This is a genomic window from Legionella quinlivanii, from assembly GCF_003265995.1.
GTDB classification, from domain to species: domain Bacteria; phylum Pseudomonadota; class Gammaproteobacteria; order Legionellales; family Legionellaceae; genus Legionella_C; species Legionella_C quinlivanii_A.
The window spans coordinates 104,523-130,658 of record NZ_MVJN01000003.1 but is presented as its reverse complement, the minus strand read 5'-3'; the positions used below and the strand labels follow the sequence as shown (position 1 = coordinate 130,658).

Sequence of the window (26,136 nt, the reverse complement as noted above, 5' to 3'; positions counted from 1 at the left end):
ATTATTCAAATAGTAACAATATTTACACTGTATTATCAGTATTTGTACTTAAATAAGAGTATAATCATAGTTTATTTAATTACTAGTGGCCAATAGCGATGCCTCCATATCTGATTAGAGGAACCTATAAAGAAGTGTTCACCGCCTTCGGAAGCGATTTCGTACTTGGAGGTGGAACAAATATTTCAACCCTCGAGCCCGATTTCGAGCGCTCTACTTTTATGGGTACTCTTGAGGAATGCCTGCTCCACCTTCAAACATGGAAGGATTCCGAAAAAAGCGATCATGAGTTTTATACCCAGGGTAACATGTTTGGCGCGGTATTAAAGATGCTGTTCGGTGCCAATGTATATGAACATCCTTTGAAAAAGGCAGAGGAAGATCCTGAGAATTTTGCCAACAATAAGCTGGCATCGATAGACTTCGGTTTTGTTGATAAAGATGGGCAACTTGCTGCGTTCCATCTTGAATATCGGAAGGATGATCCTGGCCAATGGTTAGCCGGTATCATTAAAAACACCAATAAAAAACCTGAGGAACGAGAAGTCCTTTTTATGAGCAGCTTTGAACCTAAAGTAGTGAATTCAGCTGCCAACATCCATGTAAGCTCCGTTGAAGCCGGAGCGGCCCCATTGATAGGGACTGAGGACGCACCCATTATTCACAATCCATTGGTACGTAATATCCTGCAGGCTATCTTTCTGAGAAATGGAAAAGTTCACCCTGATAGCGATATCATCGAACAGTTCACGCAATTGGCAAGTGATAGAGGGGGCTATGAGGAGAATAGAGAATTATTAGACAGTTTGCAGGCTAATGTCGATAAAGCACTTGCTAATCCGGGCTTGAAGGCAATTAAAGAGCTTGGCCTGGTCGGATATCGAAGCGTTGCCTCAATGCAAAAGTGCCTTAGGAAGGAAAATCCGTTTTATCAGCAACTGGCTGCGCTGACTAAATTAAGTAATAAGACTCTAGCGACCCAGCGAGGGGTTTTATTATTATTTTTAGACTCTACCAATCTGTCTCATTTATATTCCGGCTACTCCACAGCTGCTTTTCTTCCAGCGCTGAGTAGCTATATAAAAGAGAACATGCTGGGCAAGACTGCAGATGAGATCCGCGAAAATTGTAATCAGGTTAAAACACTTTGGTCCTCCCTGGATAAAAGCCTGAGTAGCTCAACCAAGGAAACCATAATCGCCGCATTTCTTCGTTCGAGTAAATCCTCGCTGATACAGAATTGTCTGCACAGTATTCGCAATGATAGTGAAGCAAAAGTGATTTTAAACCGTCTTCGTGATGGAGAAAATGATCTGCAGTTTTATCTCGATAAAATGCACGGCTGCTATTATTTGCCTTCAGTGCTGGCTAGTCAGCCCACGACAATGGAGCGAGATCAGTTTTATAGCATCGCAGACGATCAAGAGCTTCATCAGGCAATCCACCTCTTGCAAAAAAACGGGATTGAAACCTACACTGAATTACTGCTTGAACCTGCACAGTTTGAGCGATTGAAACCCTTCATTAGCGAATTAAGCTCACCGGACCAGGACAAGATTGCCAAAGTGAGTATTATGCTATGGTTAAGTAACCAGGGACAGTTTGATCATTTCTATGCCAATCAGAACAATATTGACTATTTACGCCTGTTAAAACGCATGGTTGAAATCAATGCGCTGAAAGGAAAAGACTTAGCTGACCACCTGCAAAAAACCCAGGTATTTTTGGAAGAGATCAAGCCGAAGATTCTGGAAACCGGGCCCAGAAATGAAAAGGCAATGGCGTCACTTGCACAATGTTATCTTGTTTATCCCGGCGATAATCCGCTGGCTGTATTGCCGCGATTAAAGAATGAGCCGCAGATTCGTTTATTGCAGTTTCTTCTAAGACATGAAACACAAGAAGCTAATCTCATTAGCTTAGTTGATCAATTGCAAGTCTATCCCCAATTGGCAGAGCAATTAATGCGGCTGTTCGACAAAGGGATAGGCGCAGCTGATATCATGGCCATCGGTATCGATCCCGAAAAGCACCAGTTGATGAGCCTATTTCAGGACCATAGCGTGCCCTATACTGCAAATGACATTCAGAACCTGCTTTTGCCTTTTTCCGCAGAGCTGCAAACTGCGGTTCAGGCAGAACCTAATGCTGAAATGCGCAAGTGTTTCCTGCAGGCCGCTGTGAATCTTGCCCGAAACAACTTATTGAGCCATGAGCTTTTGAAACCAGAGGCCCAGCTGCAGAGGCAGTTAATCGCCAATTTGCAGCGTGCTGTACCTGGAAATTTACGTTACTCAAGTCTGGCAGTGGGAAGCGATGTAAAATCTCATGACTTTAAAGTGCTTCTGAGAGAAATATTTTCTAATAAATTACCTCCTTCCGGCCAAAAACTGTTGATAGAAGAGGCATTTACAGCCATTACTGCGAGTACCCTGGATAATTTACAGCCGGACACTGATGCTAAAAAGAAATTAGCCAAGCCCCTCTCTCAGATGCATGTACAAATGACCACACTAAAACATCTGGAAAGCTTGCAACTTGAGCAAAAAACACTGGATTTATTAAAAGGGCAAGATGCCACCAGTCAAAAGTTTTTCAGAATTGCAATGTTTATTGAAGAACAGTGCGAGCAGATGCGCAAGCGTCTTGAAAAGAACAATCCTCAAAAATACCAGAAGATGCTATCTCATGAAGCTGACTATCGAAAAGCGCTGTATGGCATTTTACATGACAGCCTGACCGGAGACGCCAGTCCAAGGACCAGGGAGGAGCTAAACAAGCGTCTGGAAAAAGCTGAAAAGCCATTGCTTGATGCTCTTGAAGGTGATAGCCGTAAAGCCTATCGTCAGGGAATGAGGATTATTGCAAACTTTTTTAGTATCTTGCTGATTGGCATACCAAACCTGATTCACCATAGACACACCGGAAACTGGACATTTTTCAGCACTCCGCGTTCAAGGGAAACAGCACAAACGGTAAGTAAAAAGGTAAGAGATGAAATTGAGTCATCTTCAGAGAATACTCAGAATAAAATGTAACTCCCCAGTACGTCTTATTCGTAACCTCCCCCGATACGTCATCCTGAGCGTAGCGAAGGATCTCCTGAATCTGGCTCAGTTCCAAGCAGTCTAAGATCCTTCGCTACGCTCAGGATGACGTACTTAGGGGGAGTTGCGAATAAATTGTAGAGAAAATGGATTCCTTCTTCATCTGTTATAAACACTGTTGCCGCACGAAATCCTTATTATTCATACAATTATTCCTGGGTTGAATAAATTTCAATCTTAGCTTGATCTTTTTTTGCACTCTGATTCTGGAACACCCTACATAAGGTTAATTAATAAGCAATCTACTATTGAATTCTGGCAAGATTTCTGCTTAATATGAATATTCTGCATTGCACAGAAATTTTAAGGATGAGCCATGTCGCTGCCATTGAAGGCCTTTCAACACAATCAGTTAACATTTACCACCTCAGGAACGCCCGTTCCAACTTCTGGTCATACGATAAGCCGCGTTGAATTTCTGGACACTGATGGTTCAATCAAGAAAGGGTTTTTCAAGCCAGTTGATAATGAGCTTTATCCAGTCTTGCTGGCAAAATATTCTGTAGCGAGTAGTGTGTCTCTGCGCCTGTCGATGGGTGAGTTTATGGCTGAGGAGCGACTGGTTTATCGCGACGGCCAGATTGTGGGTACGGTTTCATTTGATCTTCCAAACTATAAGCCTCTGCTTAAAATAACGGATGATGTGCCGACTGACGCCATCGAGAAAATGTGGGTCGACCCGTCAATGCAGACCTTGCTGGAGAAAAATGTCGCAAGACAAATTGCCGCCTGGCTGCGCATCGGGGATGAAGACAGACATCCGGACAATCTTAGCCTGTTTGGTGGTATTGATTTTGATATGTGCCATGACCGCTATAGTAAAATCATTCGCGGGCCAAGAGCTATCGATATGGTAACCAACCCGGATGTGGTTCGTGTTACCAGCGCGCAAATTGCTGATTTACCCGTTGTAGAGGGAAGAACGCATTGGCCTGCCAATAGTTATCCCGAAAATTTTAATTTATTAAAAAAATACCGCTCAACCACTGCTTTTCGTGATCTTGCAGGTAGTGAAGAATTTAAAGAGCAGATGTTTGAGGCGTTTACCTATGAACTATTAACTTATGATCCTGATGTGTTACGGTCGCGCCTCACCGAATACCTTGGCGATGAGCCATTGGATTATCGAAGTCTTTCCGGAAAAAAAATAGAGGATCTGGAGGCGGCAAACAGTAAGCTGTTTAATGCAACCACGGATAAAGAATCATTTGTTAATCACATGCTTGCGGTGACTCAGGAGGAGTATGATGAATTATACCGTGCGGTAGTAGGGTATCCTGGGAGTGAAGCCAACAGAAGGCAGCTTAAGGTTCCCAGTTTTAATACATTTCTGGAGAAAAAGCCCAAGGTTGTCCAGCGTATCAAAGAATGGACTGCAGCTCAAAACAAGAAGACTGCAGAAGCTGTGGAAAACCATTCCCGGTTAATACAGGAAATTCAGAAACGAAAGCTTACTGCGACGGATGAGCCTCTTGAAAAACTCAAAAAGATGGAGGCTATGTGTCCAGCCTATTGCATGAGTGATCTCTGTAAATATGATGACGAGAAAATTTCCAAACGTTTCCATAAAATCTGGCGAGATTCATTTTTGCCTCATGTGAATCAAATTTTGCTGGGCCTGGATAATTTGGAAAGATCAATTATTACCCAGCTTAGCCAGCAAACATTGCCTTCCATTGACGATAATTTGCCGGAATTGGATAAGTCCACTGCAACAGAGTCCTGGCAACTGCTGTCAAAGGCTACTGACTTATCGAAGATCAGCGTCAATTGCAGACCAGATAATCCTGAATATCTTGCCTTACAGGAAATCAGGGCATTCCACAAAGAGCTTCACGACATAGCGGATACTTATTTTCGTACTGATCTTCTTAATTTAAGCGAAAGAACGAATGCGGTTTTTCTCGAGAGGATGCAAGACACCGTTAATAAGCATGAAAAGAGCATCCTGGATCATTTGGGAACTACAGGTAAAGCGACCGATTTTACCAATATACTGGATAAAATAGACCGATATAAACCGATCATGAAGTGGTCGAGATACATCAGTCGAGATGATTTGCCTTTGTACGGTAACAAAGAAACACAATCCAATATTAAATTAAAATCGCATGTCGATCCGCAGGTCATGGATGCTTGCTTTAAGCAATTATTTGCCTGGGCGGATGAGCAGGATGAGATTAGCGGGAAGAATGGTGATTCGGCTTTAACTAATTTTATAGCGGAGATTATTGAGCGTAATTATACCCCTGGCACTTTCAGCTGGTTCACTAATCGTTACCGTGCAACCAGTGTATTGAATTATATCAAAACGACTCGCCTGAAAGGCTCTGAAAAACTGGCCTGGATTTTTAGCGAGGGCGGCCATGAGACTACTTCTCTGAATACCCATCTGGTCAATAATCTGATTAACAGCATGCTTGTCGATTTTCAGGACGAGGTGGGTTGCAATCTTGCCAGTGTCAGACATGCCATCAATACAAAAGTATTTAACAGTGCTGCATACACACAGCGAATTATGACCTACTCCAGAACCAATGAAAAATTTATTCACAGTCGAAGTGTAAGTGCTGTTTCTAATTTTCATAATGCCATGTACAAATGGGTAGACTCGTTTAAAACCGAGGAGGCTTTCCGAAAGTTTATTGATGATTGTGTCAAAAAGTATCTTGAACCGGCCAGTATTGGAGCACAGTTTGCGAGCTTTTTTGTAACAACGAAAGTTAGGGATCAGGAAGTACCCACGTATTTTGATAAGAAATTCGGCTATTCACGCAGCAATATTCTGGCGATGATTTTAACTAACGGTGCAATTAATGATGGTTCGCTCAATTCGATATTGGTAAAAGCAATTCTGGCAGATATGCAAAGCAAGTATGCTGTCCATGAACGGGCTGTAAAACATGGTAGCAATGCCAGCTCGACGGATTTTAAGATATCGGAGACTGATAACGAGTTAGAGACCTTTGGTGCTTATGATTCGGTTCGACCAATGAAAAGTGCAGATATTACTCACAAGTTTCTTGATGATTTACGTAAATTGTCTAAAGACAAAACAGTGGTGCAACCGCCTGTATCAAAAGCACCTCCTTCGCTGGGTAAAGCCCTTGGTGAAACTGAAAAAAATGGGGCGAAATCTGGCCAGAACCCAGTATCAGCACTCAGTTGTTCCTGACTCTTTCCTGCCAGAACTTAAAGCACGCCCTAAGTTTTAGGGCTGCTATTTGCAAGGCGGTGGTCCTGGATAAAGTCATTTAACTCTTCCAGCAAGCTCTCCAATGCGTTTTGATCATAGTGCATCGCTTTCTGCCGGGATTTTAACCTGTTAGCGGTGTCGCTAAACTCTTCGAGAACAGCCTTTTCGTCTTCATCACCATAAGCGCTGACATAGCCAGCAATAACCGCCAGTGAGTCCTCGGCTTTAATGAGACTTTCTTCATATTGTAACGGATTGACTTCCTGGGTTGCGCCAGGGTTAGACGTTCTTGACTGATAACGATCATAGAGCAATTTAAGCAGTATAATTCCTAAAGGCAATAAAATAAGGATGCTAAAAAAAATAAGCGGATTGAAGGCTGCAACCTCCTGAGCTGTAGTTTCATTAGACCTGGCGGCGATTGAGGGCGGGCTATAAGCGGGCAGCGGCCGGCGAGTATCTGTGGCCGGTGAAATAAATATCTGATTAAGAGGCTCTGGAGAGGATTTAAAAAATCGGGAGCGTTCAGACCGTTTCGCGCTCGCCTTTTCTGTTAGTGGTAAGCGATTTCTTCTTGCAGGCTCCTGTGTTTTGGTTTCGAGCAATTTATTTTTTTTCGGGATGGAATTTGTAATTGGCGTCTGGAGCATTGGTTTTTCAGGCAGGCCGGCAAGGCGGTTTTGCTGATTAACCCAGGATTGCATAGAGTTCATCACTTGCCCCATGAGTTCTTTGGTTGAGCTGATGAGTTCCAACTGTTTTTCCTCGCTGGCGAACTGATGGAGGTGCGTTTTTATTTGATTCGTTTGTTCCATAATCTGCTTTTCAACCTGCTGCAGATTAACAGGGGTTACAGCAAAACGTGACAAATTATCCTGATTGTTAATAAAGCTATCAATTTTTTCGGGCTTATCCGAAACCCATTTTTCCCACCAGCGAATATCCTGTTTGTCTTGAATGGATTGATGATAGGCGGCGCTATTGGCCTCCAATACCTCCTTAACCGGCGCTTGCGAACGTTGTACGAACAGCTCAATTCCTTCAAAGAGATCAAGCATTTGCGAGCGAAACTGTGTGATGGTAAACACTTCCCCGGCCTGATCGAGCAGCTGTGAGAGTTGCTCAAGGATATTCTGAAATCTTAACACTTCCTGTAAATCACTAATCGCCTGGCCGTAAGCTTCATGAATGGTTGATGGCAAATTATCGATAAACTTAAAACCAGGGCACTGCTTCAGATCCTCGGCAGTCAGGCGAATGGATTCAGGTGCTGCGAGATTACCGGAAGACCCTGGGGCAAGCTCATTTGTTTCGCTGGTTATTTGTGCACAATGTTTTGCTGCCAGAGTCGGAAACTCCCGCTGAGAGCCAATCGTCTGTGCGTCTTTGTAGAGTTCCCAAAAGGGGTGTGGATTTGCATCATAAGCGGTTACAGCAAAATGCATTCCTGTGTGTCGTTTCTGGGCCAGATTGGTCAGCTCATGATGAAGACGTTCGATTTTTATTTTAAACTGCCGGGATTGCAGTTTTTGCTGGATATCAAATTGAATGTCTTTTTCAATAGTACTTCGACAATCCGCTAAAAACAAACGATCGCTGCCGGCCATAGGAGAAGTCATCACCTCGACTGCCCGCAAATATTGGGTAAATAACTGTAATTGTTCACTGACATATTCTGCATCATTGATGGCAGCCAGTTTTCGCAGAATCTGCATGCTGTCCAGTAACACATAATTAAATGGCTGGTTAAGATGTGCTTTGCTAAGTGCATCATTTCTAATCAGGAGGTAATCGCCAATCTGCCTCATCATCATACTCAAGCCCGTCCAGCTTACCCGCTGAGGAGGAAGGATTTCAGCATGAAAGTCGTCTAAGCTCAGTTCGTGGCGTGGCCGATATTGAACACTCAACAGCCATGATCCCTCATTCACTGTAGCCAAGGCCTGGGTTTTATCTTCATTAAACCAGCTGTCTTCTGTGCTAAGCAGCTGGGCATCGATTTTGCTCGCAGTTCGCAGATTAATCACGCGTTGTCGGAATTGTAATTCTTCTTCGGTGTAACAGAGTTCATCATAAAAGGGTCTCGCAGCAATGTTTAGCCGCGAATTGTCTTGCATCGAGCGATAGGGGATACGAGAATGTCCTTCCTTCATAAGTGGGCCCTCCGTGCTGGCTCATATTGATTAGTTTTTGATAAATCAACCTCTTCAAAGCAGAGAAATCTTCCTGATGTCCACATTTGAATACTTTTAAAGCCAACTATTAATTAGCCATAGAACAGCGCAATTGTAAATGCTTTGCGAAAGACCTGCTTCCAGTCCATAGTTATCTCCCCATCCCCCTAGGCCCACTGCCATTAAGTTAAGGACTTCTGTCATTCCCGCGAAAGGCGGGAATCTATTCCTCAGTCGGCATTGTGGCTAGCTCAGAGATGGATCCCCGCCTTTCGCGGGGATGACAGTTGAATATACAATTGAGCTTAACTTAATGGCAGTGCCCCTAGGCCCTGCAGCTTGTCCACAGAGTCCAGTTTTTCTCTATGAGTGTTCTGGACCCCTCGGACAAGTGAGGGACGTAGACGCGAGGAAGGAACGTAAAGTGAGGAGCTGACTGTGTTTTCAGTGATATGTAGATACCTATGCTCTTTAAGTCAGGTGACAGCGCAAAAGAATTCACTTATGATTAGGCTCAATATTTAGTTGCAGTAATTGTATGCTCATTGATTTTATTAAAACATTTCCCCAGTATCTGTTGCCTAAGCAGGCTTTGACCGTGTTGGCTGGCCTGCTTGCTGATGTCAAATCTCCTGCGGTTAAAAATTTTATTATCCGGCAATTTATCGCCAAATACCGGGTTAATATGCAGGAAGCACTGGTGGAAGATCCGGCCATTTATAAGAGTTTTAATGAGTTTTTTATCCGTAATCTCAAGCCCGAGAGCCGCCCTCTTGCCACAGCCGATATCATTTCCCCTGTGGATGGGGTGGTCAGCGAACTGGGTCGGATAAACGAAGGGCAATTGCTGCAGGCCAAAGGGCGCTATTACACCGTCAGTGATTTTCTGGCCAACGAGCCGGTCTCGGCACAGTTTCAGGATGGCCATTTCATCACTTTATATTTGTCACCGAAAGATTATCATCGCGTGCATATGCCGCTGGATGGGATTCTTCGCAAAATGGTTTACATTCCAGGTCGTTTATTTTCAGTACAGCCTACCACAGCGCGGGTTATTCCCCAGTTATTTGCGCGTAATGAACGTCTGGTTATTTATTTTGAAACCCGCCTGGGCTTAATGGCGATGGTCATGGTGGGTGCTACAATTGTCGGAGCCATTGGCACCAGTTGGCACGGTGAATTGCGGCGTCAGAAAAAGGTTCAGACATTTGAATATCAGCTGGCTGAAACCATGCTGAAACAAGGCAGTGAAGTAGGATTTTTTAAGTTAGGCTCAACTGTTGTTCTACTATTCACCAATGAGCACCCATTGCAATGGACAAATAATCTGCAGGCTGGTTCCCCCGTACGCTTTGGTCAGGAGCTGGCTTCTGTTGCATTATAAGAAGCCTCTGATGGCATCGAGGGCTGCCTGAGCACATTGCCCGTCCAGCTCAGGGTTGGCTCCGCTAACGCCTATTGAGCCAAGATGCTGTCCAGTTTTGCTTATAATTGGCAGGCCGCCTTCCAGAAAAACAATATCAGGAACTGATGTGTATGGACTATTGGCATAGGAAGTATTTCGCTCAGCCAGTGTTTTAGTCGACACCGGAATGCTCGCCGAAGTCATTGCTTTGAGTTGAGCCATACGCACACTAACGAAGTTATTGCCATCCATACGCTTGAACAGTTTCAGATTGCCATGATTATCCATAATGGCAAACGCCAGAGTTAAGCCTTTTTCAACTGCAAAAGCCTCTGCCGCTTCCGCCATTTTTTCCGCTAAGGCAAGTGACAACGCTTGTACCTGTAACAACATAGGCTCACTCCTTTGTAAAACGAATCGTATTTTACAGAATGGAATAAAAACCACAATCATGAATTCCATTAGGCTTTAATTAGTAAAGGCTTCACGCCCCCTTGGCATTATTAAGATATAATTTATTATCATATAGAGGCATAATTAAACAGGCAGAATGTTAAATGATTATGTTTTTCAAACAGCGGAACAAGCAGAGGTTTGCATGGCAAAAGATAAAATGACTAATAAAACCCAATTAGAAAACGAGCGCGGTTTTTATAAATCGGCTTATTCCTCAGTGAGTAAACATCTGCTTATCGCAAGAAATAATGATATTCAGGTTGTTAGTAGTCAAAGCCTGCAAGTAATCAAAAAATTACAAAAACAGCCAGGCTACACTCCTGCAGATATGCTGTTTTTAGAGGATGGGCAATCGTTCATTTGTTGGAACAATAGTGGCTCTATCGATTTGTGGAATATTGAATCAGGAAGATTAGAGGAGATTATCAATGGAGCAACTACAGATATTTTTTCTGACGGCGGTCTTGTGGGATTGCAAGGTGACACCCTTATTGTTAAAACCGATAAAGATTTTCATTTCGAAGGAAGAGGAATACATGCAGAGGATAGATATCAAACAGAGCTTGTGTTTATAGGCATCAAATCAAAAAATGTTTCAGAACAGTGGCTATTAAGACATCGGTATAATGATATTAGGATGTACGATGATTATTTGGTTTGCGGTTCAGGCAGTGGACGCTGTATTGACGTGTATTCCATTAAAGCTAAAAAACTTATCAAGCAAATTGGCACGGGCTTTCCTGTTTATACTGCTCAACTAGTAATTGATAAAGATAAAAAATATAGCCTGGTTTGTAGTGGTTCTAACGCCGCTATTTGTATCTATGATTTTGATTTAGAACAAAAGGAAAGAGAGATTGTAACAGCCAATACGCAGATTCACGATTTTCTTGTTACTCCGGACGGCAGTCATATTTTTATACCAGAATATGATAACGAAGTAGTTAGCCTGCATCGCTTTGATGATGGCCAATTCCTGGAGTCAATGTCTACTGGTTCCTGGGTAACAGATGTTCATTTTAATGAAAATGATAAAATGATATTGGTCGTTGATTTTGATGGGGTGAGAAGAATGGATTGCAACCTAAATACGCCAACACCCCCATTAACCAATATGGCCGCTAACGTGTTGGAAGCAAATTTAGGTTTTTTTGCCAATGAGAAGTTGACAGAACATCAAGTTGAAGTCTTAAAGCAGCATTTTGATATAGAAGAAAATACAGATGAGGATTTAAATGACTCTGAAAAGCCTTCACTATAAATTGATTTATAGTTGAGAAATATGTGAGAAGAAGTTTTAATAAATTAAAGTGTTACGTACTAATTTGAATTGAACCGTTACAAGTTCATAATGGTACCGAGAAGAGGACTCGAACCTCCACGGGGTTGCCCCCACTAGCACCTGAAGCTAGCGTGTCTACCAATTCCACCACCTCGGCATTGCGGCTAAGGTACTCAAGAAATGTTCTGATGTCAATCTTTATTTGTTAGGTTATATAAAAAAGCATCATTAACAGCGTTATGAAAAGCTGCTACACTTTTTTTATTTAGTAAAGCCCAGAATGACTTTTCTTGAGTGTCTTGAAAAAAGTATAGACCGATATTTTGCCTGTGTGCCGCGTTTGCGGCCTGAGAACCAATTATTGCAAGAGGTTTATCTAATTGCGCATCGTGGAGCGCATAGCAGGAAATTGCGGATCATTGAAAATACCCTGCCTGCTTTTGACCGTGCCCTTGAGTTAGGCTGCTGGGGGGTTGAGCTGGATATTCAGATGACTGCCGATCAGGTGCCTGTGGTACATCATGATCCCGATTTGAATCGGTTGTGGGGAAAAAATCAATGGGTAAATCAGCTAAGCTTTGCTGAGCTAAAAAAAGAAGTGCCAATGATCCCTTCACTGGAGGAAGTCATTAATCTATATGGGAATTCGCTGCATTTCTTTATTGAGCTAAAGGCGCCATTTGCAGGCGAGGGCGCTTTGTTTGAGGTTTTAAGTCCCTTACAGCCTGAAACCGATTATCATCTGTTAAGTCTGGATGAGGGAATATTTCGCGAACTGACCCTATTCTCAAGGCAATCCATGCTGCTGGTTGCCGGGCATAATAATATGGCTCGTTTTTGTCAGGATAGTTTGAAGCAGCAGTACGGCGGTGTTTTAGGCCATTATCTGCTTTTTTCCAGCAAAAAAATTGAATCACTAAAGCTTGCCGAGCAAAAAGTTGGGGTTGGTTTTGTGGATTCCAAAAATGTGCTCTACCGTGAAGTACACAGAGGGATGCGCTGGATTTTTAGTAATAACGTGGGGGCTATCAGCCGAATGCTGAATGAACCGCGGGATTGATCCCGCGGTATGCGAACTAACCGGCGTTGACCATTTCCTCAGGCTTCACATATTCCTTGAACTGTTCGGCGGTTAAGTAGCCCAGTTTAACTGCTGCTTCCTCCAGGGATATGTTGTCATGGTGTGCTGTTTTGGCGATTTTAGCGGCTTTATCATAACCAATATGCTGATTGAGTGCTGTAACCAGCATCAGTGAGTGATGCAGATAATACTCAATCTGTGTGTAGTTGGGCTCTAGGCCTTCCGCACAGAACTCCCTGAATGAATGGCAGGTATCCGCCAGCAGATTTAATGAATGAAGCACATTAAAAATAATAACCGGCTTAAATACATTTAATTCAAAATTCCCCTGACTGGCAGCAATTCCAACCGTAGTGTCATTCCCCAGAACCTGTGCGCAGACCATGGTCATTGCTTCACATTGGGTGGGATTTACTTTGCCGGGCATAATGGATGAACCGGGCTCATTTTCAGGCAGAATAAGCTCGCCAATTCCACAGCGAGGACCTGAACCAAGCCAGCGGACATCATTGGCAATTTTCATCAGTGCACAAGCTAATGCCTTGAAGCTGCTATGCGCCATGACCAGTGGTTCGTGGGAGGCCAGTGCTGCAAATTTGTTAGGTGCGGATACAAAAGGTAATCCAGTAATTTGAGCGATATGGGCAGCCGCTTTTTCGGCAAATTGCGGGTGGGTGTTCAGTCCTGTACCAACGGCGGTGCCTCCGAGCGCCAGTTTATAGACATCTGGCAGGCATTGCTCAACATATTGCATGCAGGCATCGAGTTGCGCAACATAACCGGAAAACTCTTGACCGAGAGTTAAAGGGACTGCGTCCTGAAGATGAGTTCGACCAATCTTTACGATGTCCTTAAACGCATTCATCTTGGCAGCCAGAGTATCTCTTAATTCACGGACCGCAGGCAGCAGGCGCTTGTGGATGGCAATGGCGGTCGCGATATGCATAGCGGTGGGAAAGGTGTCATTGGATGATTGTGACATATTGACATGATCATTTGGATGAACCGGCGTTTTACTGCCCTTTACTCCTCCGGCAAGCTCAATTGCCCGGTTTGAGATAACTTCATTGGCATTCATATTGGATTGGGTTCCGCTGCCAGTCTGCCAGACATGCAGAGGAAAATGTTCATCCAGCGCACCTGAGCTAACCTCGTCAGCCGCTTTAATAATCAGATCGGCCTTATCCTGGGGTAGTTTTCCTAGTTCAAGATTGGTGAGAGCGGCGGCTTTTTTTAAAATGCCAAAGGCATGGGTAACTTCTCTTGGTATGATGTCATTGCCAATGTTAAAATGATGCAGCGAGCGCTCGGTCTGCGCCCCCCAATAGCGGCTGGTCTCAACCGGGATTTCACCCATACTGTCGGTTTCAATGCGTGTGGCGGTCATTATTTTCTCCAGAATAGAAAAGCAAGGGCGTGTTTTTAAAGTTTTATCAATAACCTTAAAAACACGCCCTAGTGATAGTAGCATAGTCATTGATAGAAATTAACGAGAGGATTTCTGTGCGTTTAATTCGTATTTACCAGCCAGGACAATATTCCCCTGGAGAAATTATAGAGCTGTCACCTGAGGCCGGCCAGCATGTGGGTGTGGTCTTAAGAAAACAGCAAGGCGACAGGCTCTGCCTGTTCCCCGGCAATAACCAGGAATTCGATGCCGAAATAGTTCAGGCGCATAAAAAAAAGGTAATGGTTAAAATCATTTCCGCTCAGGAAAGGAATCGCGAATCGCCAGTCAGACTTCATCTTGTGCAAGGCGTTTCAAAAGGTGAGCGTATGGAAATTGTCGTGCAAAAGGCGGCAGAGCTTGGGGTGGCCAGTATTACGCCGGTTCTTACTGACTATTGCGCCGTGAAGCTGGATGAGGAGAGGATGAGAAAAAAACAGGCGCAGTGGCAGCATATCGTCATTTCCGCCTGTGAGCAATGCGGAAGAAATACCGTACCGCCAGTACAGCCGATTATCACTTTTGCCGACTTTTTGAAACAAATGCCTGCTGTCGCCAGCTTTGTGCTCTCGCCTGGAGCTGATAAACACTGGCGAGATTATCAATGCAAAGACAAAGAAGTGTATTTATTTATTGGTCCTGAAGGGGGATTCTCGGCTGAGGAGCTTGATCAATTAACGAAGAATCATTGCGCACCGCTGTCTTTGGGGCCAAGGGTCTTGCGCACAGAAACTGCTGCGATTGCGGCGCTGAGTATTTTGCAGGCTGTATGGGGCGATTTGTAGTCGTCTTCTGTTGTGTATATAATCAAGATCGTATTTTAAATTCTTAAATCCTTAGGGGATAACACATGAGTGAACATATTAAAACGGTAACTGATGCGAGCTTTTCGCAGGACGTATTGAATTCAACCAAGCCAGTATTGGTGGATTTTTGGGCCGAATGGTGTGGCCCATGCCGTGCGTTAACACCTATTCTGGAAGAAGTTGCCGCCAGTCATCACGAGCAGATTACTTTCGCCAAAGTAAATATTGATGAAAATCCACAAACTCCATCCAAGTATGGTGTTATGAGTATCCCTACTCTGATTATTTTCAAAAACGGCCAGGTGGCAGCAATGAAAATGGGTCTGCTGAGCAAATCACAACTGACTGCATTTGTTGAAAGCAACAGCTAATTTTCGCGCCTTTCTAAGATATTTACCTACGTTCCTCTGCTTGTCCGAGGGATCCAGTTATCGTAGGTTGGGCCCTTGGCCCATGCAAACGCATTGATCCACTCGAGAAGTCAATGTTGGGCCAAGGGCCCAACCTACACGTCGTATTGCAGAGTTCTTAACCTAATGGCAGTGGTTCCTGGCCTCAATAAGGCCAGAAATTTCGGAAATATCAGAGCCATTGAATTAAACACGCTAACCCGGACGCATACCTACTTTAATCGGAGCCATTATTTTTTCCATGGATTCATTCTTGGACAAAGCGTCTCGAATCACTCTAAAATTGATGTGCCCCGGTTGACTGAGTACATTAATAATTTCCTGAGTATTGGTACTATGATTCCTTTCCCTGGAATTATTTATTCTATCTTTGATTTGAATAATAGCCGCAGCAATTTCTTTATCATCTGAACAATCAATATCCTCCATTATATTGCGTATTTCCAGAATGATGTCAGGGATCTTCCCATCTTGTCCTTTCATTAGATCATCATCATGCAATACCGCGTTAACAGCGAAAATGTTTTCTTCTCGCTCGCTGCCAGGAATCTTAATAATATTGCTTCTAACTTTTAACTTATTGGGCAGAGCAGTGGCTACAGCCGAACTGGTAATTTCAATTTGCTCAAGGCTGTTAATTCCTTCTTCAATCTCATCTAAGTCCCGTGAAAGGTCTGGTAAGTCAACGAATTCTTCCCTTGCTACAATTTGTTCCAGGTTGTTAATTCCCTCTTCTATTTCGGCTAAATCCCGAGAGAGATCTGGCAGGTTAATTAATGTTTCTTCGCTTAATTTCTCAGGCGGCTCCATGTCTTTACAAATTTGGGCAATATCTAAAAATCTGGAATACACTTTGTGGGTATCGATTTTCAAAAATCTGTCCTCAGGCTTTCTGATTTCATCGTTATAGTCTTCAAATTCCTTAATAATCTGATCGATGACAAAAGGATTCTGATTAATGTAATGCCTGAATTCAGGAATGGCGATTAGTGTATTTTTTAAAAGGGCGGTTCTTTCAATTTTATGTGCAACAAGTTCTTTTCTTAAGGTTTCCGAATTAATAGTAGCTTTTGCTATTCCTATGTAATTATCGTCATCAATAAGAATGCGTTTCAGAAAGCTATAGTATTTCTGTGAAATAAAATCGTTATTATGAACTAATTTATCAACATCCAGTAATCGGGGGGGATATATATGAACAAAGCTATCCGGACTTGCATTTTGTAATCTTGGGAAATTAATTATATCATCAGCAGTAATAATAAATTGATTTCGGGCAGAAAAGCCTTTTTGCTCGGCAATAACAGGATAGGTACTATCACCATGGTCTATTTTGACTGAAATTATTTCACCTTCCTTATTGCGTCCAAACCCGAAATTTTCTGCGTTTAAATCATTTTCTTCTTCGCAATAAGCAGCAACTAAAATTTGCGGAAACCTGAGTTTGATAAACTCCTCTGTACTTATCCCTGTCTTGTTATTCTGTCTATAAAAACTGTGAAAAGAGAGGTATTTAGGTATAAGTTTTGAAATAACCCCAATGGTGGCATTTGACTCATCATGAACTCCCCTCACTTTTGCAGCATGCTCTCCGAGCAACATGCGATAACAGAGGCCATTAAAAGCCTCTATTTCACTCAATTCGGGACCGAGGCCTGCTTTTTTGTATACATAGGAACGATCAGGATGTTCGTTATCCTCTTTTCGCTTCACAAGAGATGCTTCAGAAGTAGATTCTTCTATCTGATCCGATTCCTGTTTCTTTGTGAATAAATTTTCACTCTTACTTTTATAAGGCCTCTTTTCATGTGTCATTTTATTCGTACTATCAGCTCTCCATATCTAATTATATTAGCTAATGTTCCCGGGAAAGGATCATACACTCCAGGTCACTGAATAATCGCAATCCAGACGCGGTTCATGAACAACCTCATTCCGTTTGTCAGAGCAGGTGAATAAACTGCTGTGTACCTGCCAGCTTGAGACCGCTGCGGAATTTTTTTGCCAGACCATTTCAATTGAATCTCCCTCAGAACCAGACGAAGGACGTTTTATTGCTTCATGCGCAGGTTTAAAAACCAGACTGGCATAGGCGTGGGTATTATTTTGCCATTGACCTTTAGCTGTCCATTGGCTTTCCTTCTTCGTTTCACTGGTCCTATCCGGTAGTAAGGCCTCGCGGTTTCCCGGCGAAAAATAGGCGGTGACCCTTGAGCCCTCGTACAGGGAGGCATCAAAGCCTTCTCCTTTGGGTAGTAATGGAGGACGTCCAGGAGAATTGATGCACTGTAATTCTTCATCTGAAACGTATTGTTTACTGCCTCCCAGAGTACCTACCAGGTGCTGATGAACCACCCAGGGCTCATCATCGTGATGAGCCCGGACATGGAGTTCGCTGCAACTGTAATTATGAGAGTCAGCGGTTAAAATAGTCGCGATGCGATGGTTTCGGCAAAGCTGCATTAATCGCTGCCACTCCTGCCAGTGCGCACGATAATCCTCTCCTGGATCCTTGCCCATTACCAGCGGTAGCGGCGAAATAAGCACTTTATTACTGGCTTTGGAGTTGGCGAGCGACTGTTCCAGCCATTGCCATTGCTCTTCACCTAACAACCAGGCATCGGCATTCTTTGCACTGTTAGTATAGCGGTTATGCAGAAAGAAAAACTCGCTTTGGCCGACGCGCTTCTTATAATACGGGCCTGCTCTGCCAATGGGCCCGTCGGGATTATTTTCATCGCGAGGCTGAGATAAAAAGCCTGGCATAAGCAGCATTTCATGGAAAGCTTTCTCCATATTTTCTCTTCGGCGATATTCGCTTGGAGTTACAGGAGGTTTGGCCTTATTTTGCCCGGTATCATGATCATCGGCTACCGCGTAAACACCATAGGCGAGGTGCGCAAGACCATTACCAGCCGGTTTGCCAAAATCACTGGCCAGATGCTGCCGAAACGCCTTCAATGAGTCGACCCCCACTTCAAAAACGCTTCTTCCTCGACGAAACAGATTACGCCAGGAGAAGAAAAACTCACCATTAAACAGGTCTCCGAGATGAATCATCATCTGATAGGGTTGGGACTCAATGTCATCTTCTGCACTGGCTTCAAAATTACCTTCATCCGCAATATGCTGATACAGCAACTGAGTATGCGACGCATTGTCGAGATCAAAACAGTGGCCTAGTGCGCCGAATTGCTCGTGCCGCTCCTGGTCGCCGCCCACGGCGATTTTGACAGGCTGGGGATCTTGCCGGGCCGGCGGTGTTCTGATGACAATTTCCCGGCGAGCCGCCGTTCCTGCGGTGCCATTAATCGCCAGAGGGGTTCCTTTATATAAAAGCTCATATCGATAGTTGGTTTTACAGGTCAGCTCATCAAGGTGAAAATGGAGAAATTTTCCTTTTTTCCTGTCCAGGGAAATACTATCGGCATTATGAGCGGAGAATACTTTCTCTGATTCTTCGGAGAAGGGATTAGTGGGAGTCAGTCGAATTTGAAAATCATCGCAAGGGTATTTTTTGTTCAGACGAATTGCAATGCTGCAGGAGACACGATCATCCTCAATTGCCGGTTCTTCTGGGCCCAGATCTATATACTCCAGTTCGCCAAATAAAAGATTTTTTATCTGCGGTACTCGCGGTTCTCCCATATCAGTCACACTTCAGGTTAGATAATATCTGAGAGAGATTATATTCCTGGTTGAAGTGGTTTCAATACATTAAGATTAATGGCGAGTGAGTTAATTTATTTGATAATTATTTTATTGCCCCCCTGCAGTTTGCCCTCCTGCAAGGCATGCGCCGCTTCAGTCAGCAGATTGACCGTGTTAAGATGAATTTTTGGATTGAAAAAGACTACTCCGATTGTTGCTGTGGTTCGCACTCGCCCCACACGAGTCAGATGCTGCTCGCTGGCAATATTTTTGCGGATGCGGTTGGCAACCGCGAGTACATCCGGTTGTTCTTCACAGGGAAGCACAATAACAAATTCCTTGCCGCCCCAATACCCAATCGAGTCTTCGCAGCCGCATGAGTTAATCAGCGTCTGGGTAATTGCCTTCAGTAAATCATTGCCAGCTTCATGCCCGTATTCCGTGACAAAGGCCTGCAGACTATCCACCGATAGCTGAATAATCCCAAATTCACTTTTATTGAATTTGCTTAATTTCCTTTGATATTCGATTACCTGGGTTATGCCTGTTTTATTCCAAAGACGTGTAAGGGGATCCAGTAGTTCTTTTCTTTTTTCTGCGTTTAATTCATGAAGTTTTTTTTCTGGCGGATGAATATGCTGGTGATTTCTTATCTCTGTATCTACTAATGAGGCAATGTCTTTAAGAATTATTTTATCGTGGGAAGAAATTTGTCTGGGACGAGTATCAATAATACATAATGCGCCAATTCGATGCTCATTGACGGTGTGAATGGGACAACCGGCATAAAAGCGAATCGACGGCGACTCGGTCACCAGGGGATTGTCTGAAAAGCGCGGATCTAATTGGGCATCATCGACCACCAGAACATCATCTTTAAGAATGGTATGGCCACAAAAAGAGATATCTCTTGGGGTACTATTGGCATCCAGGCCGATTACCGATTTAAACCACTGGGTTTCCTTGTCAATAAGGCTTATTGCGACAATAGGAACATCAAAGATTTTTTTCGTAAGCCGAGTGATTCGCTCGAAGCCCTGTTCAATAGGAGTATGGAATAAATGGCTGTCGTAAAGGGATTTTAGCCGTTCCGGTTCGTTTTCCGGCATGCCAGGCACTATCATATATCCTCCATTACTATACTTTAATTTTAGAGAACAAAGCCTGATAAAGCAAAATACACACTTAGAAAAAACTGGATTTACACCAGACCCTGTGTTAGTCTCATGTGAACGAGGTCTGTTGACATTTGTTTTGACTTCGATTGCTTCGTGTTTTATTTGAAACAAATGTCAACAATCCTCGGCTTAAGTTATATTCAGTAGGCCTATTTACCATTTATGTCAGACAGGATGAGATATTCTTCACAAATGGTATTAAAATAAGTAAACTGATAATATAGCCTGAGTGGCAACAGCTTTCTCAAGCTGACCTTCCGTTTAAATAACCCCGGACATCCAATTCTTTTAACCAATACATCAAGTGAGAAGTATGAATCTTAGAGAACTCAAGCAATTGCCCATTGCCGACCTTGTCAATATCGCTCAAAAAAAGGGAGTCGAAAACGTTTCCAGCAAACGCAAACAGGATATTTTATTCGCTATTTTAAAAGCGCATGCCGGTGAGGGTGAAGATATTCTGGGCGGCGGTGTCCTTGAAGTGTTACCTGATGGTTTCGGTTTCTTGCGTTCTGAAGATGACTCTTACCTGGCGGGGCCGGACGATACCTATGTTTCCCCAAGCCAGATTCGCCGTTTTGGCCTGCGTACAGGCGATACCGTGTATGGAAAAATACGTCCGCCGAAAGATAACGAGCGTTATTTTGCCTTACTGAAAGTAGATCAGATTAACTTTGATGCTCCCGACAGCGCCAAGCGAAAAATTCTGTTTGAAAACCTTACTCCTCTGTTTGCGACCGAACGTCTGGTTATGGAGCAAGGGAATGGTAGTACTGAAGATCTCACGGCTCGTGTTGTCGACCTCTGTGCTCCTTTCGGGCGTGGCCAGCGGGGTCTTATTGTTTCTCCACCCAAAGCTGGAAAAACACTGATGTTACAGAACATCGCTCATTCAATAGCAAAAAGCTATCCAGAATGTTACCTCATTGTATTATTAATCGACGAGCGTCCTGAGGAAGTAACCGAAATGCAGCGCTCTGTTAAGGGTGAAGTGGTTGCCAGTACCTTTGACGAACCAGCTAACCGCCATGTTCAGGTTGCTGAAATGGTCATCGAGAAGGCCAAACGTCTGGTTGAACACAAGCGCGACGTGGTTATTCTGCTTGACTCTATTACCCGTCTTGCCCGTGCGTATAACACCGTGGTTCCTTCATCAGGCAAAGTACTTACCGGAGGAGTTGATGCCAACGCGCTTCAACGTCCAAAACGTCTCTACGGTGCTGCGCGTAACATCGAAGAAGGCGGCAGCCTGACGATTATCGCCACTGCGCTGGTCGATACAGGCTCAAAGATGGATGAGGTCATTTACGAAGAGTTCAAGGGAACCGGTAATATGGAAATTCATCTTAGCCGAAGCATTGCCGAGCGCCGAACCTTCCCTGCGATTAATATCAATCGCTCTGGTACTCGTCGTGAAGATCTGCTGCTGTCTCCTGAAGATCTGCATCGTACCTGGATTCTGCGTAAAATATTACAATCAATGGATGAATGCGATGCGATTGAGTTCCTGATCGAGCGCATGAAAAACCATAAGACGAATGCGGAATTCTTTGATGCGATGAAGCGTCAGGAATAAAAATTACTCAGGTACCCTGTGCCTGGGGCACGCTGCTAACCTGTCGTCTTTGCGAACGAAGTGAAGCAATCCAGATCGAAAGTAAGGAACTGGATTGCTTCGCTAACGCTCGCAAAGACAGTTTTTGGTGCACCTAACACCGCGCAGGAATGACAAAATTTCCAACCACTACTTCCTGTTAATCGCCTGCGCAATTGCCATAATATTCTCAAGCTGCATTGCAATCTGCTTTGTATTCAACTCTTGTTTAATTTCTTCCCAGACAGTATTCGAGCGAATATATTCCAAAAGATCATATCCAGCCCAGGTGAGCCGTAATAAATGAAAGCCGTGTGGAGAACCCCCCGGTGTTTTGTGAATTTTTCCCTGCAATAGACCGGCCTCTTGCAATATTTCGAGGTGACAGGAAATTTCACTCTGCTTATCTGCATCGAAACTGTCCAGAGTCAGTAAAGCATTTGGGGCAAGTTGTTCGATTTTCAGGAGAATCTCCCGAATCATATCCCAATCTCGTTTCATCCAATTATTCCGCCTGTTGTTTATAGTCTTGAGTATAAGCGGAATTTAATAAATATCTATAACAATAAACCCATCGCGGTTCAGTTAGCAGTTCTTCGTTCGTATTGCCAATAGGATACTGCATGATTGAGCAGCACTGTGAAAACTGCCACAACAAATGGAACGCCGAATAAATAGCGCCAGGGCATGATAAACGATAGACCCAGTATATTGTTCGCCACGTAGAAATTGATAGCAATGGCGGTGCACACTGCTAAAAGACCCGCATAAAAACCGGTAAAAAAGGCCTCGCTGCTTTTGATCCATAACAGCTGCTTTCTGCGCATCCCCAGGGTTTTCAAAAGCCAGGTCTCCTGCTTTTTGCTCCCGCTTTGGGATAACATGGCCAGAGCGGTTATAATCAGCCCTGTCAATAAGCCAAAAAACGAGATAAGACTTATCGCCTTGCCGACATTATCAAAAATGGATCGTACCCGCTCAAGAGTAGTTGCGATGTCAATTACCGTAATATTCGGAAATTGTTTCACCAGACTCATCAGGAACTCACGATTTTCCGGGGGTAAATAAAGGCTGGTAATATAGGTTTTGGGGAAGCTGTCAAGAACCCCGGGTTTAAAGAGAATAAAGAAATTGGGTTTAAAACTTGACCAGTTAAGACGGCGAATGCTGCTTATTTTCCCGCTTATGATTTGATCAGCTATCCTGAAACCGAGCTGGTCGCCGATCTGAACACCTAAGCGATTGGCCAGATCTTCTTCAATGGATATCCCGCTATTCCATTGGCCTGCAACCAGTCGATTCTCATCAGGAAGGGCCTCGGTCCAGGAAAGATTAAGTTCTCTTTGTAAGGCATTAATTTCCTGAGTTTTGTCTCCCAGCACCTGTTCTACCGGCTGCTCATTAATGCGAATCAGGCGGCCGCGAACCATGGGATAAATCGCGGCGCTTTTGATTGCGTGCTGCTTTAAAAGCTGTTGTAAGGGTGGAATTTGCTGCGCTTCAATGTTGATGAGAAAATAATTGACAGCATCAGCCGGTAATTGACGCTGCCAGTCAGAAAGCAATTGCGTTCTAAGCAGAAAGAGACTCAAGAGTGCGGTAAGCGCTAATCCCATACCAATAATCTGCAGCGCACTATTCCCTAAATTACGTGAAATACTGATAAAACCAAAACGCCAGTTTAAATGAATTTGTTTGGCGCTGGCTAACAGGCCAAACCCCACATAGAGACTGAAGATTACCAGTAGAATAAAAAAGAGACAGCACAGGACAACCACCAGGGTAACCGACCATGAACGAGTGTAAAGATAAGCGAGGCCGGCAGAAAGAATAAATGCCAGAATATAACCCTCCAGCATACTGCCCTGTGCCTGGGTGCTTTGTCTTCGGAAGATACTGGCAGGACTCACGTTTTTTAATTTGAGTAAATGAGTAAGACTAAACGCGCCTAGAATCAGGATGCCGGTAGCAAAGCTTAGAAAGGCAGGCCTTAAGCTGAAAGGAGCCTGCGTTTCTGGAGTGATTCCGCGCAGCCAGCTGACTAACAGCGGCTGCAGAACATAGCCCAGGATTATGCCCAAAATACTGGCGAGACTGCCCAGAAAAAGAATGCTTAAAAAATACCAGGTAAGAATATGCTTTTGCGACGCCCCAAAACATCGAAGAACGGCCACGTGCTGCTGGTGGCGCTGACTGAAGCGCAGGCTGGCCATACTGATGGCAACGCCTGCAAGAACCAGGCTCATTAAGGTGCCGAGGTTAAGATAAGCCAGGGTCCGGCTGGTGTTTCTTTCCACCGCCCGATTGCCCGACTTGCTGTCAAACCATTGCTGTTGCTCATTTAATTGCGGCCTGAGATACTCATATAACTGTTCCAGAAGAATTGGCTCGCCACTGATAAGCCACTGATAACGGATATTGCTGCCGGTCTGTATCACTGTGGTTTTGTCTATGTCGCTCTGATTCATCAGAATATGAGGGGAAATATTGAACCAGTCACCCACCTGACCGGGCTCCTCAAGAATAATTCCATCGACTACAAATTCAGCGGCCCCAATCTGTACTGTATCCCCTATTTGCACTGCTAAAGTGCTAAAAAGACGCCAGCCCATCCAGATATGGCCGGCTGATGGTGCGCTATTACTGGTAAATACCTGCGAGTTATCAATGGATTTACTAATCGTCAGGTGGCCATTTAATGGATAGGGGGTCTGTATTGCCTTGACTTGAGCAAGCTGTAAATTCTCGCCATGACTGACCATTGACAGAAAGCTTTGCGCCTCGCTTTGTCTAAGACCCAATGAAGAGGCTTTGGTGAACCATTCTTTTTTCAGCACCATAGCACTGCTAAGCTGGCGATCCGCGCCCAGCAACTGGGCGGCTTGCCGATCCAGCTGATAATTAATCAGTTCACCCAGATTATTTAAAGCGCTGACACAGGCCATTGAAAAAAATAAGGCAAAAGCCAGAAGGCTCAACTCCCCGCTTTTCCATTCTCGTATAAAGCTTCGGAAAAATGCAGGCAGGGCTAGCATTTCAACTGTCCTTCTGCAAGCGGCCAATGCGTATGGCAGCGTGCCGCAAGAGACTCATCATGAGTTACAATCACCAGCGTACTTCGATGCGCTGAATTCAGCTCGAAAAGTAAGTCAATGATGTGCTGCCCCGTTTTTTTATCCAGATTACCAGTTGGCTCATCAGCAAACAGAATCGAAGGGGTGATTGCAAATGCCCGAGCGATGGCAATACGCTGCTGTTCTCCCCCGGAAAGCTGGGAAGGAAAATGATGGGCGCGCCTGGCTAATCCGACCTGATCCAGCCATTGCAGAGCAATGGCCATTGCATTTTTTCGATTAGTAATTTCCAGCGGTAACATAATATTTTCGAGAGCAGAAAAATTCGGTAATAATTGAAAGGATTGAAAAATAAAGCCAATTCGTTCAGCTCTCAAACTGGCCCGACTATCCTCGTCTAATTGGGTGATATCGGTTTCATTATAATAAACCTGCCCAGAGGTGGGTAATTCGAGGCCGGCCATGATATTTAAAAGCGAGGTCTTACCCGAACCTGACACCCCGGTGATAGCAATTGTCATTCCGGAATTGATTCGCAGGTTAATATCCCTGAGAATAAGCAATTGCTCATTTCCACTTTGAACCTGATAATTCAGGTGATGTAAACTAATCGATTGAATAGGAGATACCATGCCAGGGAAAGTCCTCGCTCTTATATTTTCACTTTTTATGATAGCACCTTTACGAGCCGGTACAGTGTTAATTTTAGGTGACAGCCTCAGTGCCGGTTATGGTATTGCCGATCAGAAAAACTGGGTGGCGCTGCTTGATCAGAAATTGCGTCAATATCCTGGTAATTGGCAAACGGTTAATCTTAGTACCAGTGGGGATACGACCAGCAACGGACTGACCAAACTGCCGGCTGCTTTAAAAAAATATAAACCCGAGATTGTTGTGATTGAACTGGGGGCGAATGATGGTTTGCGGGGCTTGTCTCTTGCGCAAATGAGCAAAAACCTTGAAACGATGATTAATATGTCACGGCAAAGCAATGCCCGCGTGGTGTTATTAGCGACTAAACTGCCGCCCAATTATGGCCAGCAATTCCTGACTCGCTTTGACAAGGCCTATGAGGATCTGGCGCAAAAATATCAGCTCGTTTTTGTCGCAATGTTTTTAGAAGGTGTTGCCGGTCATCGCGAATACATGCAAAATGATAATATTCATCCTAATATGGCGGCGCAGAGCAAAATTCTCGATAATGTCTGGCCGGTTATTGAACCGCTAATTAAAAATAATAATTAGCCGTTGTGAGGTATTAATTTAAGGCATGGT

At 44.0% G+C, this 26,136-nt stretch carries 18 protein-coding genes and 1 tRNA gene; 9 read left to right on the top strand and 10 right to left on the bottom strand.

From position 1 onward, the window contains the following. Positions 1-98 precede the first annotated feature (98 nt). Positions 99-3,038, top strand: a complete 2,940-nt coding sequence (locus tag B1207_RS04315; RefSeq protein ID WP_112218769.1) for a hypothetical protein — start codon at positions 99-101, stop codon at positions 3,036-3,038. 385 nt (positions 3,039-3,423) lie between these two features. Further along, a complete protein-coding gene (locus B1207_RS04310) occupies positions 3,424-6,282 on the top strand; it encodes a hypothetical protein (RefSeq protein ID WP_112218768.1) in 2,859 nt (952 codons plus the stop codon). A 29-nt stretch (positions 6,283-6,311) separates the two neighbouring features. On the opposite strand, the gene B1207_RS04305 is transcribed toward B1207_RS04310, so the two are convergent. Beyond that, complete coding sequence (locus B1207_RS04305; protein WP_146740014.1) at positions 6,312-8,456, bottom strand: hypothetical protein; 2,145 nt, start codon at positions 8,454-8,456, stop codon at positions 6,312-6,314. A 559-nt stretch (positions 8,457-9,015) separates the two neighbouring features. Between B1207_RS04305 and asd the strand changes: the two genes are divergently transcribed. Next, positions 9,016-9,861, top strand: a complete 846-nt coding sequence (gene asd, locus B1207_RS04300; RefSeq protein ID WP_112218766.1) for an archaetidylserine decarboxylase — start codon at positions 9,016-9,018, stop codon at positions 9,859-9,861. Here the strand turns inward: asd and B1207_RS04295 are convergent. Further along, positions 9,856-10,275 carry a GlcG/HbpS family heme-binding protein gene (locus B1207_RS04295; RefSeq protein WP_112218765.1) on the bottom strand — a complete coding sequence of 140 codons (420 nt, stop codon included), beginning with the start codon at positions 10,273-10,275 and terminating at the stop codon, positions 9,856-9,858. The two genes, asd and B1207_RS04295, sit on opposite strands and share 6 nt — an antisense overlap. A 157-nt stretch (positions 10,276-10,432) precedes the next feature. Here B1207_RS04295 and B1207_RS04290 point away from each other — a divergent pair, with 157 nt between their 5' ends. Then, a complete protein-coding gene (locus B1207_RS04290; protein ID WP_112218764.1) occupies positions 10,433-11,599 on the top strand; it encodes a YncE family protein in 1,167 nt (388 codons plus the stop codon). A 91-nt stretch (positions 11,600-11,690) separates the two neighbouring features. Here B1207_RS04290 and B1207_RS04285 read toward each other — a convergent pair. Further along, a tRNA-Leu gene (locus B1207_RS04285) sits at positions 11,691-11,777 on the bottom strand. Between the two features lie 123 nt (positions 11,778-11,900). Here B1207_RS04285 and B1207_RS04280 point away from each other — a divergent pair. Continuing rightward, positions 11,901-12,680 (top strand): glycerophosphodiester phosphodiesterase, encoded by a 780-nt coding sequence (locus B1207_RS04280; protein WP_112218763.1) that lies wholly within the window; start codon positions 11,901-11,903, stop codon positions 12,678-12,680. 16 nt (positions 12,681-12,696) lie between these two features. Here B1207_RS04280 and fumC read toward each other — a convergent pair whose 3' ends face one another. After that, the gene (fumC, locus tag B1207_RS04275; RefSeq protein WP_112218762.1) at positions 12,697-14,088 is read right to left on the bottom strand and encodes a class II fumarate hydratase; all 1,392 of its coding nucleotides are present in this window, start codon (positions 14,086-14,088) and stop codon (positions 12,697-12,699) included. A 116-nt stretch (positions 14,089-14,204) separates the two neighbouring features. On the opposite strand from fumC, the gene B1207_RS04270 reads away from it, so the two are divergent. Together B1207_RS04270 and trxA are read left to right on the top strand one after the other, a co-directional pair. Next, positions 14,205-14,933: a 16S rRNA (uracil(1498)-N(3))-methyltransferase gene (locus B1207_RS04270; protein ID WP_112218761.1), complete on the top strand. Its 729-nt coding sequence runs from the start codon at positions 14,205-14,207 to the stop codon at positions 14,931-14,933. Positions 14,934-14,998: 65 nt separating this feature from the next. Next, complete coding sequence (gene trxA, locus B1207_RS04265) at positions 14,999-15,325, top strand: thioredoxin (RefSeq protein WP_058506956.1); 327 nt, start codon at positions 14,999-15,001, stop codon at positions 15,323-15,325. A gap of 234 nt (positions 15,326-15,559) precedes the next feature. Here trxA and B1207_RS04260 read toward each other — a convergent pair whose 3' ends face one another. The 3 genes from B1207_RS04260 to B1207_RS04250 form a co-directional block, all read right to left on the bottom strand. After that, a complete protein-coding gene (locus B1207_RS04260; protein WP_146740013.1) occupies positions 15,560-17,005 on the bottom strand; it encodes a hypothetical protein in 1,446 nt (481 codons plus the stop codon). A gap of 234 nt (positions 17,006-17,239) precedes the next feature. Then, positions 17,240-19,012 (bottom strand): alkaline phosphatase D family protein, encoded by a 1,773-nt coding sequence (locus B1207_RS04255; protein ID WP_146740012.1) that lies wholly within the window; start codon positions 19,010-19,012, stop codon positions 17,240-17,242. A gap of 95 nt (positions 19,013-19,107) precedes the next feature. Further along, positions 19,108-20,139, bottom strand: a complete 1,032-nt coding sequence (locus B1207_RS04250) for a sensor domain-containing diguanylate cyclase (protein WP_112218758.1) — start codon at positions 20,137-20,139, stop codon at positions 19,108-19,110. Between the two features lie 367 nt (positions 20,140-20,506). Here B1207_RS04250 and rho point away from each other — a divergent pair, with 367 nt between their 5' ends. After that, the gene (rho, locus tag B1207_RS04245; protein ID WP_058506960.1) at positions 20,507-21,769 is read left to right on the top strand and encodes a transcription termination factor Rho; all 1,263 of its coding nucleotides are present in this window, start codon (positions 20,507-20,509) and stop codon (positions 21,767-21,769) included. Positions 21,770-21,937: 168 nt separating this feature from the next. Here rho and B1207_RS04240 read toward each other — a convergent pair whose 3' ends face one another. The 3 genes from B1207_RS04240 to B1207_RS04230 all read right to left on the bottom strand — a co-directional run bounded on the left by B1207_RS04240 (position 21,938) and on the right by B1207_RS04230 (position 25,493). Beyond that, positions 21,938-22,288, bottom strand: a complete 351-nt coding sequence (locus B1207_RS04240) for a DUF2513 domain-containing protein (RefSeq protein WP_112218757.1) — start codon at positions 22,286-22,288, stop codon at positions 21,938-21,940. 80 nt (positions 22,289-22,368) lie between these two features. Then, positions 22,369-24,822: an ABC transporter permease gene (locus tag B1207_RS04235; protein WP_112218756.1), complete on the bottom strand. Its 2,454-nt coding sequence runs from the start codon at positions 24,820-24,822 to the stop codon at positions 22,369-22,371. Continuing rightward, complete coding sequence (locus B1207_RS04230) at positions 24,816-25,493, bottom strand: ABC transporter ATP-binding protein (RefSeq protein WP_112218755.1); 678 nt, start codon at positions 25,491-25,493, stop codon at positions 24,816-24,818. Before B1207_RS04230 ends, B1207_RS04235 begins: the two co-directional genes overlap by 7 nt. Here B1207_RS04230 and B1207_RS04225 point away from each other — a divergent pair. After that, positions 25,492-26,106, top strand: coding sequence for an arylesterase (locus tag B1207_RS04225; RefSeq protein WP_112218754.1), 615 nt, complete (start codon positions 25,492-25,494; stop codon positions 26,104-26,106). The genes B1207_RS04230 and B1207_RS04225 overlap by 2 nt on opposite strands. The last annotated feature ends 30 nt before the right edge of the window (positions 26,107-26,136 follow it).

Coding starts and splice junctions, on each gene's coding strand:
- asd (WP_112218766.1), top strand. CDS start 9,016: ATGCTCATTGATTTTATTAAAACATTTCCCCAGTATCTGTTGCCTAAG.
- trxA (WP_058506956.1), top strand. CDS start 14,999: ATGAGTGAACATATTAAAACGGTAACTGATGCGAGCTTTTCGCAGGAC.
- B1207_RS04295 (WP_112218765.1), bottom strand. CDS start 10,275: ATGTTGTTACAGGTACAAGCGTTGTCACTTGCCTTAGCGGAAAAAATG.
- B1207_RS04315 (WP_112218769.1), top strand. CDS start 99: ATGCCTCCATATCTGATTAGAGGAACCTATAAAGAAGTGTTCACCGCC.
- B1207_RS04240 (WP_112218757.1), bottom strand. CDS start 22,288: ATGAAACGAGATTGGGATATGATTCGGGAGATTCTCCTGAAAATCGAA.
- B1207_RS04280 (WP_112218763.1), top strand. CDS start 11,901: ATGACTTTTCTTGAGTGTCTTGAAAAAAGTATAGACCGATATTTTGCC.
- B1207_RS04255 (WP_146740012.1), bottom strand. CDS start 19,012: ATGGGAGAACCGCGAGTACCGCAGATAAAAAATCTTTTATTTGGCGAA.
- fumC (WP_112218762.1), bottom strand. CDS start 14,088: ATGACCGCCACACGCATTGAAACCGACAGTATGGGTGAAATCCCGGTT.
- B1207_RS04250 (WP_112218758.1), bottom strand. CDS start 20,139: ATGATAGTGCCTGGCATGCCGGAAAACGAACCGGAACGGCTAAAATCC.
- B1207_RS04235 (WP_112218756.1), bottom strand. CDS start 24,822: ATGCTAGCCCTGCCTGCATTTTTCCGAAGCTTTATACGAGAATGGAAA.
- B1207_RS04305 (WP_146740014.1), bottom strand. CDS start 8,456: ATGAAGGAAGGACATTCTCGTATCCCCTATCGCTCGATGCAAGACAAT.
- B1207_RS04230 (WP_112218755.1), bottom strand. CDS start 25,493: ATGGTATCTCCTATTCAATCGATTAGTTTACATCACCTGAATTATCAG.
- rho (WP_058506960.1), top strand. CDS start 20,507: ATGAATCTTAGAGAACTCAAGCAATTGCCCATTGCCGACCTTGTCAAT.
- B1207_RS04225 (WP_112218754.1), top strand. CDS start 25,492: ATGCCAGGGAAAGTCCTCGCTCTTATATTTTCACTTTTTATGATAGCA.
- B1207_RS04290 (WP_112218764.1), top strand. CDS start 10,433: ATGTTAAATGATTATGTTTTTCAAACAGCGGAACAAGCAGAGGTTTGC.
- B1207_RS04310 (WP_112218768.1), top strand. CDS start 3,424: ATGTCGCTGCCATTGAAGGCCTTTCAACACAATCAGTTAACATTTACC.